Below are 12508 nucleotides of genomic sequence, written 5' to 3'. Positions count from 1 at the left end.
TAATATTAATCCCGCACCAGATAAATAAGTATTTGAATCAGATTCATATTTTATCGGAGGAAAAATGTTTTCAAAATTAGCCCGTGTATTAGAAGTATTGATTTGCACTGTCTTAATTGCGCAATTTTTAGGTTGCGGAACTATTCTGTACCCTCAACGCAGAGGGCAGCATGCCGGCAAGATCGATGCAGGAGTCGCTGTTATGGACGGGGTAGGATTATTGTTGTTTGTAATTCCAGGGATCATTGCCTTTGCTGTTGACTTTGGTACCGGGGCAATATATCTTCCTGGAACGTCCAGGAGTTCTTTGGACGTAGGTAAATTAAACATTGTAAAATTTGATCCTAAAAATTGGTCTTATAAAGGCCTCGAAAATATAATTAGGAAGGAAACCGGATTTGAAGTCAAATTCAATCAGCCAAATATGAGAATCGTCAGGTTGAAATCTGATGATGATGTGAAGATACATCTTGCAAAAGCTTTTAAGGACTAAAAGGATCCCAATGAATAAAAATAGTTTCACTCTTAAGGAATGTATCATAACGTCAGCTTTATTGCTGGTTTTGCCGCTGGCTGTATTCGGAGAAATTGGCATTAGCGAAAAAGTATTTTCAATCGGGCCCCACGCGACCTATTCCACTCCGGTAGACGCAGACCAAGGGCAGTGGTATGCCGGAGCTCAAGCCAGGTTTCATCTAACTCCCAGTTTGAGATTGGAAGGTTCTATTGATTATCGCCGCAATAATTTCAACAGTTTCACAATTATCACAACTTATCCTTTTCAAGGCAGCTTACTGGTATATCTAATGCCGGGAAACAGCTTGAACCCATTCTTGCTCGCCGGCGGAGGATGGTATTATACCGAGGTGAACGGGCCGGCCAATTTCAGCAATACTGATTTCCGGTTCGGCCTGCATGCAGGGGCAGGTTTTGAGATCATGATTAACGAGGGGCTTTCTCTGGATGCAAGCTATCGCTATGTCTGGCTGCAGAGTGTAACATCCAAGGATTTGAATGCGCTTGACAAAAACTTTCAGGACAGCGGTACAATGGTCACGTTAGCGTTAAATATTCTTTTTTGAAAAATAAACAATGTTATACCAAGGTACAATTGACCGCTAACTGAACTTAGCATATAATCGAATATACATCTGGCAGGATCTCTGTAAATCAGCAGGGACAAGACTGATAGGACAAGATGAACATGATTAATTTAAAATTCAAAGGAGGAAAAGTTTTAAAGCGCAGTTTGTAAAATTAGCAAAGACTGTTTTAAGAAGATAATGTAGAAAGTGCTGGGAAAATTTAAAAAAGGAGAAATAGACATGAAATCAATTTCAAGGTTAATTTGTATGATCTTAGTAACGAATTTGATAATAAGTTCCGCGGCAATAACTCCTGCGGCAGCGGCAATGAGTATGTCGCCGAAAATGGAAGCCCTGAACGGATTCGGGCAGGCCAAGACAATGGATCTAAGCGCTCAGGCCAAGGCAGAAGAGAAATATTCCAAACTGCCAATATCTTTTGAAGCTAACCGCGGACAAACCGATGCATCGGTCAAATTCCTCGCGCGCGGCAAGGGATATACATTGTTTTTAACTCCTGCAGAAGCCGTGCTGAGTTTAAAAACACAAACTGCCCAAGGGCTTGATGTGGTGCGCATGAGCCTTAAAGGCGCCAATGCCGACCCGATAATACAAGGGCTGGATGTTTTGGCAAGTCATAGTAACTACATGACCGGTAATGACCCTAAGAAATGGCAGACCAACGTGGAGAAGTATTCCAAAGTTGCGTATAAGCAGGTCTATCCCGGGATCGACATGATATATTATGGCAATGAAGGGCAATTGGAATATGACTTCGTAGTCGCTCCTGGTGCAAACCCCGGCCTTATCAGCATGGATTTTCAGGGAGCCAAAAACCTTGAACTTGATAAGCAGGGCAACCTGGTACTTAGTTTAAAGGACAGCCAGTTGGCATTCAATGCCCCGGCGCTCTACCAGAAAACAGGGGATATAAGACAACCTGTAGAAGGCTGTTTTGTTATGGCAAGCAATACTCAGGTTCGTTTTAAGGTTGGAGCTTACGATAAAAGTAAAGAACTTATTATAGATCCTACATTAGTATATTCAACCTATTTAGGAACGACCGTAGAAGACAGGATCAACGGCATGGCTGTGACAGCTGACGGCACTGTATATATGACAGGCCAGACGGCTGTAGTAGCAGATCTCTTCCCTGGTGTTGCGGCGCATTATCAATCCGCAAACAAAGGCGGAGCTTTTGACGCTTTTGTCATAAAGCTCAGCCCTCAAGGCTCGATCATGTGGGCCACCTATTTGGGCGGCGCAGGAGACGACATCGGTAAATCCATTGCTGTGGGCCCTTCAGGTATCGTGTATATCTGCGGTTCCACTACCTTTACTGCGGGCGCTTCGTTTCCGTTCAGCACCGGCGCATTTCAGGTAGTGAATAAAGGCGGCATTGACGGGTTTCTCACTGCAGTGAATGCAGACGGAAATAGTTTGGTATATTCGACATTCATAGGCGGCGCGGGCCTTGATTTTGCGAACGCTGTTTGTTTAGACACCATAGGCAATGCCTATGTGACCGGAGGAACAACCTCTAATAATACCTTAGGAACCGGACTGCCGGCAACGGTCGGCGCTTATCAGACACAAAATGGCGGCGGAGCTGGAGGAGTGGCAAATGCTTTTGTTGCCAAATTCAACTCAGCAGGCCTAAGGCAGTATTTTACGTATCTCGGCGGAGCCACTGACCCGGGTGTTTACCAGACTCAGGGCAATGCCATCGCGGTTGACGGCACAGGCAATATATATGTGACCGGCGGAACCGTGGCAAACTGGCCTACATTTCCTTCAGGCGTACTTCCTCTGGCGCGCGCATTTAAGCTGACGATTGGCGGTGCGCAAGACGCATTTATAACAAAGATAGCCCCCAATGGCAATGGCTCTTTAGATTTAGTTTATTCCTCCTATCTGGGAGGCGCAGGGATATCAAAGGGGACAGCCATAGTATTGGACGGCACGGGCAATGTTTATGTAGCCGGCCAAAATAATTCCGGCAGTTTCCCGGACGCTATAACAGACGGTATTACGGTCGGATTTGCAAAGGTCGGACAAACAACGATCGTAGGCAATTTTGACAATTTTGTATTTAAAATGAAAATGCTTAATACAGGCCATTCAGACGGTATATATTGTACCTTCCTGGGCGGTTCAGGCCTGGATACTTTGAATGCAATGATAATAGATACTTTCGGAGACGCATATGTGACAGGCAGAACAGAGTCCACAGATTTTCTTACTGTGAACCCTCTTTCCATTAATACACCCATGTATACAGCACAGAACGGGACTGCTAAAGCCTTTATTACTGAAATAGGGCCTGCAGGAGATACCCGTGTATGGAATACATTTATAGGCGGCGTGACGGATCAGGAAGGTACGGGAATCGCCATGGATGCCGGAAATAATATTTACTTGTCCGGATGGACCAATTCAGCTGATTACCCGACTGCTGTTCCGCTTTTCGCATCAAAGGCAGGAGATAAAGACGGTTTCATAACAAAGATATCAGCTACATCACCGGCGCTTTTACCTGCGATAACCAGCGTTAACCTGAATTTCGGGCCCGTCACAGGCAGTACAACGCCTGTCGTAATTTTCGGCTCCGGGTTTACCGGTGTGACCAATGTCTCGTTCGGCACAGTGAATGCTGTGAGTTATAACGTGATCACGAGTACAAAGATGACAGCTATACCGCCTGCGCAGATATCGGCTGGTGTGGTGGACGTCAGGGCGACGAGCCCGGCGGGCACAACTCCGATCGTGCTGGCAGATAACTACACGTATTATGGAGTGCCCGTAGTAACCGGTGTTTTGCCGCCCTCAGGCACAACAGTAGGTGGCACATCAGTAGTCATTACCGGCACAGGGTTTAACTTCATCAACAACCTTAAGTTCGATGTGCTCTCAATTCTGACCACGAATTATGTAGTTAATTCGAGCACGAAGATCACTGCGAATTCACCGCCACATGCGGCGGGGGTAGTGCACATCGTAGCTACGAATCCTGCAGGCTCATCTGCGAGCGGGCTGAATGACAGATATACATATATTTTACCAATTTCAACTTCTACGACGCCCACGCCAGCTCCAACGATTACCAAGGTTAATCCGACAGGAGGCGTCCCAGCAGGCGGTACTACGGTCATAATTAACGGTACCGGCTTTACCGATGCAACCAGCGTCAATTTCGGCGTTCTGGCAGCCACGAGTTATACCGTGAATACTAGTACACAGATCACGGCTGTAGCGCCGGCTCATGCATCGGGCCCGGTGGACATAGTAGCTACGACACTGAATGGTTCATCTGCGATTAATCCAAATGATATATACACATATTTTGTAACAGGTTCCACACAGGTCGCTCCTGCAATAACCGGTGTTAAACCGGCCGGAGGCACGCTCCTGGGTGGCACAACGGTTCAAATCAGCGGTACCGGGTTTGTCGGTACAACCAAAGTCACATTCGACCTGCTGAACGCCGCAAAATATAGCGTGAATTCCAGCACACAGATAACGGCTGTGACGCCGCCGCATGCGGCAGGGATTGTAGACATTATAGTGACAACACTGATCGGTGTCTCACCTGTAGTGGCTGCGGATAACTACACATATACATTAGTAGGTTCTACTGTCACACCGCCAGCGCCAGCGCCAAGTATCACAAGCATAAGCCCGACTCTCGGCCTTGTTGACGGAGGCACAACGGTAGTAATTACCGGCACAGGGTTCAACGGTGCAAACCCGGTCACAGGCGTGAACGGGGTCAAGTTCGGTGAGTTAAATGCTACGAGTTATACTGTTGATTCAAATACGCAGATCACGGCTGTATCACCGGCGCATCTAGCCGGGGTTGTGGACATCGTAGTTACGAGCTTGAACGGCTCATCTGCGATCGTGCCGGCAGATAACTACACTTATTATAGTGTGGCCATGCCAGCGCCTTCGATCACAGGGCTCAATCCGGCTATCGGTACCTCAGCAGGCGGCACAACAGTAGTCATTACCGGTTCAGGGTTTACCCGAGTTATCGGCGCAAACGGCGTCAAATTTGGAGACCTGAACGCAGCGAGTTATAGCGTTGATTCTGATAATCAGATAACGGCTGTAACAAATGCACATGCAGTAGGGGTAGTAGACGTTGTAGCTACGAGCTTGAACGGTTCATCCGCCATTGTTCCTGCGGATAAATTTACGTACTTTCTCACGCCCGTTGTCAACGGTTACTTTGACCCTTATATATTTCCATCACCCACCACAGGGAGCACTGCCAGCATAGCCTATTTCATGGCTGGAGCAGGGCAAGTGAATCTCCGTGTTTACAACGAGATCGGGAACCTGATGTACGCTCAGGACGAAAGAAAGTCAGCGGGCACACAGGGTTCAAGCATCGATGTTGGCAGGCTGGCGCCTGGGGTTTATTTATACCTTTTGAAAATGACGTATGATAATGGAAGTACTGAGAAGTACTCCAAGCGCAAGTTCGTTGTTCAACACTAAGGAGGAGATCATGAAAATAAATAAGGAGGTCAAACACATGAAAATTAAGAACATTAAGAGATTGGTAACCGGATTTTTATCCGCAGTTTTGATCAGCGGCTTGAGTTTTGCGGCTGATAACACGAACATAGCCATGCCCTTGTCTCAGGAGGGCGGCACAGCCCGGGCCATGTCAATGGGGTCTGCGGTCGTAGGTATGCCGTCGCTGGGAGTAGCATCATTGTTTTGGAACCCGGCAGGGCTCGGCACAATGGGTGAGTATATGGAACTTGGCGTGTACCACAACGCCGGAGTGGGTGATACCCAAAACGACAAAATAGCTTTTGGTATGCCCAAGTGTTCCCTGGGAGGCTTTGCAGCATCTTTGAATTACGTGGATAATGGAACCTTTGAAGGCAGAGACAGCGCAGGTAACCTGACCAGCAACTACACCGCCGGAGATATAGGCGGCAGTATAGGCTGGGGCAAACAATGGGTTCCCGGTTTTTCCGCCGGTGTAGCCTTAAAGTACAATCAGCAGACTCTTGCCAACAAGGCGTATGAAGCTTATGCTGCTACTCTCGGAGTTTTATGGAACCCGCTTAACCGCTTAAACCTTGGCTTGGTCTATGCCAATATTGGCACGGAAGTGGTAGGCAGGCGGCTTGATTCAGGCTGGCGTGCAGGCGCCTCCTACGATGTGAACAAGAAACTGATTTTAGCGCTTGCCAGCGACCTTCACCCCGACGGCGGGTTAGACCGCGTTAATGTGGGAATTGAAGACTGGCTTGATGATATGGTAGCTCTTCGCGCAGGCTACACGTATGAAGCTGAAGATAACAAGCTTGACGGCATCAGCGGAGTTACCGTAGGTTTAGGTGTTAAGGTTGTCAGGGATATAATACTTGATTATGCCTACCTTCCGTATGGAGATCTCGGCACCTCACAGCGTATCAGCTTAACGTACAGATTCTCGCCTAAAAAATGCCCGGAACCTGTAAAAGAAAATGTTGTTGAGGTCATTAAGTATGTGCCAGCGCCTCCGCCTCCGCCTCCTGTGCCTGAACACATTATCCTGTTTGATAAGGTGGTAGTCCTTGAGGATAGCACGCATTTTACATTTGATTCAGCGGTTCTTACGTCTGACGGAAAAAAGGTAGTGTCACAAAATATCCAGATCCTGAAAGATCACCCTGGAGCTACAGCCCATATTGCAGGCTATACCTCCTGTTCGGGTGCCAAAGAGTACAACCAAAAGCTGAGCGAAAGACGGGCAATAGCAGTAAAGGAAGTACTCGTTGCAGATGGCATTGCGCCGGAAAGGGTATCAACAATCGGCTATGGGGAAAACAGCCCTGCCGAATTTGAAAAGGTATGCAAGATCATTGACTCAAAGTCAGCAAAAGCTAACATGAGAGTGCTTCTTGAGATTAGGATAACAGAAAAATAGGAATGATTAGAAACAATATAGAATATTAAAGAACGCTTATCCCCAATGACTTGATTTAATAAGATCAAGTCATTGGGATGGGAGATAAAATATCAAGGAGGCAAAAGGAAAACTGCAAGACTTGAATCAATTTGTTTTATATATTTGGTTTCTAATTTTGGAAAACAAAGGTTCAAGTGACTTTGACATTGTAATTGTAGACTGGAGGATAAAATGACACAAGAAAATAAAGGAACAAAGAACAAGGCGTTTGAATTCTATGAAAAACACGGTTTTAGAGATGGCGATGAATTTATTGATTGGCTTGAAGCGGAACGGGATATGGGAACAAAGATCAGGTTGAAAAGCAGGAAACAAACACAAAATATAATTTTTACAATGCTGGGAATATTATACGTCGTTGTGTCTATTCTATGCATTCTACAGTTTAAATCCTAAGTCCATAAAAAACTATCGAAATAATTAAAAAAAGAGGGAAAAATGATACAGAAAGAATTGAATGAAGAAAACAAGGAAATACGAGCCAAAGCGTACGAGCTATACGAAAAACACGGTTTTCAGGACGGTAATGAATTTGTTGACTGGCTTGAAGCAGAACGGCTGATGAAAACCGGAGCACGGCCCAGGGCCAAACGCAGCGAATTTATGCGCAACGTTCTTCTTGGTATTATTGGAATGTTATGCATTATCGTAGTAATCCTTTCGGTTATGCTGTTCAGGCAGGCACCCAAGGTGGAGTTGTCTCAAAAGAACCTTTCAGACCTCAAGGTCATGATGCTTGTACTTGATAAGCAGCCTGACGAAGACGTGATCGCCTTTGGCGATACGCATTTCGATTATAATGAGTCGACTCTTACCAATACAGCGAAAGCTTTGCTGGATAAGGAAGTTCTGGTCTTAAAAGAAAATCCAAAAATGAAGGTGCGCATGGCAGGCTATACCTCAGCTCAAGGCAGTGACGAAAGCAATCAAAAATTAAGCGAGAGAAGAGCAAATTCTGTAGGGAACTATCTTATCGAAAAAGGTATCGCGAAAGAAAGAATAACCACAATAGGTTATGGCAGAACAAAACCGGCAATGTGTGAAGTCTCCCCGGGAGATATTAACTCCAAGGAAGCTAAAGCCAATATGAGAGTTCTTTTTGAAATAATGGTGAAATAAAAACAATTTGTAAAATCTGTAGGGGCGGGCCTTGCGTCCGCCCGATATAAAAATAATATAGAATCATCAAAATGGGCGGACGCAAGGCCCGCCCCTACCGAACAAAAAGAGGAAAAATGAAGAAAATTATTTTATTGTCTATGTTAGGAGTTGTCGGACTAACCTTGTTTTGGGGTTGTGCTACAACGAAAGGGCCGACCGTTATTATTCTCGAGAAGATGATAGTCCTTGAGGATACACATTTTAAATTAGGTACGGATACTCTTACAAAAAAAGGGGCTCAGGAAATGCTAAGGAATCTTCAAATTTTGAATGAAAACCCTGAAGCTAAAATACGTATTGCGGGGTATACCTCTTGCTCAGGCACTGCAGAGTACAACCAGAAGTTGAGCGAAAAAAGGGCAAATACTGTAAAGGCGATACTTAAAGAAGCCGGTATAGCGCCGGAAAAGATAACAACGATTGGTTATGGAGAGACGACACCGTCCAGCTATGAACCGGTATGTGAGATGGTCAACACAAAGCAAGCGCGAGCCAACATGAGAGTTCTCTTTGAAGTCTTCGTAAGAAACACAAAAACGATACCGGCCTCAGGAAAACAACCTTAAATGAAACGGTTCATGATGAATCTATTGAATGAAAAAAATATTGTTATTGTTTGTTTTTCTAAGTGTTCTTTCTATTCCTATTTTGGCTGAGGGCCAGGCACAATTCATAACCGGGCTGGCCCCGCCTCCGGATGAGCTTTTTGTCCCGCTTTTGGCAGACCCGAGAGAGTTGCATTTCGCGCTGCGCATGGCATTTCCTCAGAAAGACGGAGCTGCTGCGGAAGTAGCGATCGGGCACTATTATGGCATCTATCGCTGGGCATTTTCCAACGACAGAGGAGCGGTGCAAGTGAATATAGGTGGAGGAATATTCCCGCGTTTCAACTTCGCAAATAACAGGGACCTTCAGGTTATAGATTTTTATGGAAATATACCATTCGATGTGCGTTTGAATAAATGGTCAGGCCGATTTATGGTTTATCACGTCAGTTCTCATCTAGGCGACGACTACATTCGCACGAGTGGCCAGATCGCCAGCAGTAATTCATGGAACAGCCTGAGGTCTATTCTATCCTACGATATTAACTCTGCTCTGCGTTTATATGGCGGATATACCTACCACCTCTTAGTTTATCCTCCGGAACAAAAAAAACATACTTTCCAATCGGGTTTTGAGCTTACCTCAAATTTCTTCGGCAACGGCTATGCAAAGGCATACTGGGCTAATGATATGCAATGGTGGGAACGAACAGATATGAAAGCGCAATTTAACTCGCAGATCGGGATAAAAGTAGGACGAAAGTCAAAGAACGGGAGGAGTATTTCCTATTTTTTAGAGTACACTACAGGCCCGGAATATTACGGCCAATTATTTAAACGCGAAGAAACCCGTGTTGGTATCGGAGTCAAATTCGCCATTAATTGAATTTGTTAAGCGAAGCTTAAGTTAAAAAAGGAGATGTAAGATGAATGGTTTAAAGCTTAAGATGTCTGTCATAACAGCGGCATTATTTTTGATTTTACCGGCAATGGTATCTGCTGAGACCGCTCAAGTAGGAATGAAACAATTGTCTATCGGTCCCCGCGCAACCTATTCAATTCCAAAAGATGCAGACCAGGGGCAATGGTATGCTGGCGCTCAAGTACGCCTGCATGTATCACCGACCATGGGCTTGGAGGGTTCTATCGATTATCGCCGCAATGATTACGGCAGGTTCACCACGATCAGAACTTACCCTGTCCAGGCGAGCTTGCTGGCGTATCTTTTAAGCGGGATGAACTGGAGCCCCTACCTGCTCGGAGGCGGAGGATGGTATTATACCCAGGTAGACGGCGCGGCAGGTTTTAGCCATGACACATCAAGATTTGGCACGCATCTCGGTTTTGGTTTTGAGCTCATGGTGAACGAGGGATTATCTCTGGATGGAAGTTACCGCTATATCTGGCTTGAAAGTGTGACATCCAAGGACGCAAATTTAATTGATAAAACATATCAGGACAGTGGTTCGATGATCACTATCGCCCTGAATTTTTTATTTTAAAGTACGCAAGAAAGCAGAGGAGGTTAAAATATGCTTTGGACAGTTGCTCTTGATTAACGGTTTTATGGTTATTAGGATTAGTTAGCGCTTATACATTGGGAGGGTTCATTCATATTTTATTGGTGCTGGCGATCATTGCAGTGCTTATCCGCATAATTCAAGGCCGCAGAGTGTTATAAAATAAAGGCAACTTCGAATCTCGAATTTCGAAAAAATATTCAAAAAACAAAAAGCAACACTGCAAAAAACAGAGCATTGAAGTTTTGAATTTTTGATATTGTAGTTTTTTTCGGATTTCGAAATTGCAGTTTCGAGATTACTATAAGGTGTTTAAACGAGTTTGATATTAAATTAAAAAAGGAGAGATATTTTATGAAGAAAAAATTAGCAGTATTGTTCATTTTCACAGCATTTTTGATGGGGCAAAGCCAGGTTCAAGCGGCAGCTCTTTCGCAGGTCTCTGTAGTGCAAACAGCAGCAAAAGCGATCAATTATAGGAATCTGAAAGGATCAGTAGAAATTGATTTTAAAGGCACTGTGCTTCTTACCGATGCAAAAGGCACCGCTTACATTAAGAACAGATCAGGCGTCATGGAAATTAAGGCGGAATTTGAGAACTTGACATCAGCTACTCAATTCGGCCCCATATATCTGACCTATGTTCTTTGGGCAGTGTCACCGGATGGACGCGCGACAAATCTCGGGGAACTGATCGTTAAAAATGGCAAAAGTTACATAAATGCAAAAACACCTCTACAGGCCATGAGCCTTCTGGTGTCTGCGGAGCCTTACTTCGCTGTTTCACAACCGAGCAATGCGGTTATCCTGGAAAATGCTATCAAACCAGGCAATAAAAAGAATGTAGAATTAATTGACGCCAAATACGAATTGCTTCCGAGAGGAGAATACGTAAAGAATATATCCGCTACGGACCTTCTGCCGCAGGCTATGGATAAAAAGACGCCGTTCATGGTTTATCAGGCCCGCAACGCTGTAAAAATAGCCAAAGCTGCGAACGCAGAAGTTTATGCGATCGATGCTTTCAGAAATGCAGAGAGGCTGCTTGCAGCAGCTGAAAAAAAAGAAAACGGCAAAAAAGGCCGGGCAATGACAGCGCGTGAAGCAGTTCAAAGCGCCGAGGACAGCCGCTCTATCTCAGTGAAACGCCAGGCGGATGAAGCTCTTGCCTTGGAACGACAGGATGCGAAAGATAAAATCAATAGTGCCAACAATGAAGCTTTTGTCGCAAACGTAGGCCAGGTAAAAGCAGAAAATGCTCAAGCAAAAGCCGAAAAGGCAAAAGGGCAGTCGGATGCAGAACGCACTATAGCGCTTTCTCTGGCAACCAACGCCGCCGCATCTTCTGTTGCAGCCCAGGCAGATGCGAAAGTCGCACGAGCCGCTGCAGTAAAATCCAAAAGCCAGGCTGACGCAGCCATTAATAGAGCACAAACAGCAGAAGGCGAAAAAGCCGTTTTACGCGCTCAGCTATTAACTCAGTTAAATTCAATTCTTCAAACGCAGGATTCCGCCCGAGGACTTATTGTAAATATGTCAGGTGCTCTTTTCAAAACCGGAAGTTCAGAACTACAGCCGCTGGTACGCGAAAAATTGGCAAAAATTGCTGGGATCGTATCCTCTCATTCCGGGTTAAAACTGGATGTTGAAGGACACACAGACAGTGTTGGCAGTGATGAATACAATCAGGGGTTATCGGAAAAGAGGGCCCAGTCATCGAGGGATTACCTTGTGAGCCAGGGTGTGAAGGCTAATGACATAATGTCACGCGGATTTGGAAAAAACAATCCCATAGAATCAAATGACACCGCTGAAGGCAGGCAGAAAAACCGCCGTGTAGAGATTATTGTGAGTGGCGACTTAATAGGAACAACAGCAATGGCTAAATAGCATTTTAATTATATTTTAAAGAAATAAACATTAACGGTACGGAAAAATAGGCTAAAAGGAGATAACATCATGGATGAAAAAAAGACCATCGGAGAACGTGTTGACAAAGTTGTGGAGGCAGTGAAAGAAAAAGTAGAAATAGTGAATGACAAAATTGCTACGACAAAAGAGAATGTAGTCGATATCGCGAATGATCTTTCAAAAAGCGTAAAGAAAGCTGTCAATGTTTCCGGCGCTGTCGTTTCAGAGCTGACTCGTAATAAATAATGATTTGGGCAGCCAGATCCTTCGGTAAAAACATTCGGCTGAGGTCAGGCGAAGACCTTTAGAATG

General features: G+C 45.1%; 11 protein-coding genes and 1 pseudogene. All 12 read left to right on the top strand.

Features of this window, described 5'->3' with window-relative positions; all coding sequences use genetic code 11:
- The first annotated feature begins 64 nt into the window (after positions 1-64).
- The 12 genes and pseudogenes from LHV68_08470 (at position 65) to LHV68_08415 (ending at position 12442) form a co-directional block, all read left to right on the top strand.
- The gene (locus LHV68_08470; protein MCB4791907.1) at positions 65-493 is read left to right on the top strand and encodes a hypothetical protein; all 429 of its coding nucleotides are present in this window, start codon (positions 65-67) and stop codon (positions 491-493) included.
- Between the two features lie 10 nt (positions 494-503).
- A complete protein-coding gene (locus tag LHV68_08465; GenBank protein MCB4791906.1) occupies positions 504-1082 on the top strand; it encodes a porin family protein in 579 nt (192 codons plus the stop codon).
- Positions 1083-1325: 243 nt separating this feature from the next.
- On the top strand, positions 1326-5588 hold the full coding sequence (locus LHV68_08460) for an IPT/TIG domain-containing protein (GenBank protein ID MCB4791905.1): 4263 nt from the start codon (positions 1326-1328) through the stop codon (positions 5586-5588).
- A gap of 10 nt (positions 5589-5598) precedes the next feature.
- Positions 5599-7017 (top strand): PorV/PorQ family protein, encoded by a 1419-nt coding sequence (locus LHV68_08455; GenBank protein MCB4791904.1) that lies wholly within the window; start codon positions 5599-5601, stop codon positions 7015-7017.
- Between the two features lie 213 nt (positions 7018-7230).
- Positions 7231-7455 (top strand): DUF2934 domain-containing protein, encoded by a 225-nt coding sequence (locus LHV68_08450; protein ID MCB4791903.1) that lies wholly within the window; start codon positions 7231-7233, stop codon positions 7453-7455.
- Between the two features lie 42 nt (positions 7456-7497).
- The gene (locus LHV68_08445; GenBank protein MCB4791902.1) at positions 7498-8178 is read left to right on the top strand and encodes an OmpA family protein; all 681 of its coding nucleotides are present in this window, start codon (positions 7498-7500) and stop codon (positions 8176-8178) included.
- 116 nt (positions 8179-8294) lie between these two features.
- Positions 8295-8786 carry an OmpA family protein gene (locus LHV68_08440; GenBank protein ID MCB4791901.1) on the top strand — a complete coding sequence of 164 codons (492 nt, stop codon included), beginning with the start codon at positions 8295-8297 and terminating at the stop codon, positions 8784-8786.
- A gap of 28 nt (positions 8787-8814) precedes the next feature.
- Positions 8815-9651, top strand: a complete 837-nt coding sequence (locus LHV68_08435) for a DUF1207 domain-containing protein (GenBank protein ID MCB4791900.1) — start codon at positions 8815-8817, stop codon at positions 9649-9651.
- Between the two features lie 40 nt (positions 9652-9691).
- Positions 9692-10267 (top strand): porin family protein, encoded by a 576-nt coding sequence (locus tag LHV68_08430; protein MCB4791899.1) that lies wholly within the window; start codon positions 9692-9694, stop codon positions 10265-10267.
- 35 nt (positions 10268-10302) lie between these two features.
- Positions 10303-10446: pseudogene (locus tag LHV68_08425) on the top strand (lmo0937 family membrane protein).
- A gap of 193 nt (positions 10447-10639) precedes the next feature.
- Positions 10640-12175 carry an OmpA family protein gene (locus LHV68_08420; protein MCB4791898.1) on the top strand — a complete coding sequence of 512 codons (1536 nt, stop codon included), beginning with the start codon at positions 10640-10642 and terminating at the stop codon, positions 12173-12175.
- 69 nt (positions 12176-12244) lie between these two features.
- Entirely contained in the window at positions 12245-12442 is a 198-nt protein-coding gene (locus tag LHV68_08415; GenBank protein MCB4791897.1) for a hypothetical protein, read from the top strand.
- Positions 12443-12508 lie beyond the last annotated feature (66 nt).

Origin of the sequence: Candidatus Liberimonas magnetica (genome assembly GCA_020523885.1) — a bacterium.
GTDB lineage: Bacteria > Elusimicrobiota > Endomicrobiia > Endomicrobiales > JAFGIL01 > Liberimonas > Liberimonas magnetica.
The sequence above is the reverse complement of the archived record's forward strand: the minus strand, read 5'-3'. Positions and strand labels throughout refer to the sequence as shown.

What these genes read in the sequence shown, in the direction of transcription:
- LHV68_08470 (MCB4791907.1), top strand. Translation starts at nt 65, where the DNA reads ATGTTTTCAAAATTAGCCCGTGTATTAGAAGTATTGATTTGCACTGTC.
- LHV68_08465 (MCB4791906.1), top strand. Translation starts at nt 504, where the DNA reads ATGAATAAAAATAGTTTCACTCTTAAGGAATGTATCATAACGTCAGCT.
- LHV68_08460 (MCB4791905.1), top strand. Translation starts at nt 1,326, where the DNA reads ATGAAATCAATTTCAAGGTTAATTTGTATGATCTTAGTAACGAATTTG.
- LHV68_08455 (MCB4791904.1), top strand. Translation starts at nt 5,599, where the DNA reads ATGAAAATAAATAAGGAGGTCAAACACATGAAAATTAAGAACATTAAG.
- LHV68_08450 (MCB4791903.1), top strand. Translation starts at nt 7,231, where the DNA reads ATGACACAAGAAAATAAAGGAACAAAGAACAAGGCGTTTGAATTCTAT.
- LHV68_08445 (MCB4791902.1), top strand. Translation starts at nt 7,498, where the DNA reads ATGATACAGAAAGAATTGAATGAAGAAAACAAGGAAATACGAGCCAAA.
- LHV68_08440 (MCB4791901.1), top strand. Translation starts at nt 8,295, where the DNA reads ATGAAGAAAATTATTTTATTGTCTATGTTAGGAGTTGTCGGACTAACC.
- LHV68_08435 (MCB4791900.1), top strand. Translation starts at nt 8,815, where the DNA reads ATGAAAAAAATATTGTTATTGTTTGTTTTTCTAAGTGTTCTTTCTATT.
- LHV68_08430 (MCB4791899.1), top strand. Translation starts at nt 9,692, where the DNA reads ATGAATGGTTTAAAGCTTAAGATGTCTGTCATAACAGCGGCATTATTT.
- LHV68_08420 (MCB4791898.1), top strand. Translation starts at nt 10,640, where the DNA reads ATGAAGAAAAAATTAGCAGTATTGTTCATTTTCACAGCATTTTTGATG.
- LHV68_08415 (MCB4791897.1), top strand. Translation starts at nt 12,245, where the DNA reads ATGGATGAAAAAAAGACCATCGGAGAACGTGTTGACAAAGTTGTGGAG.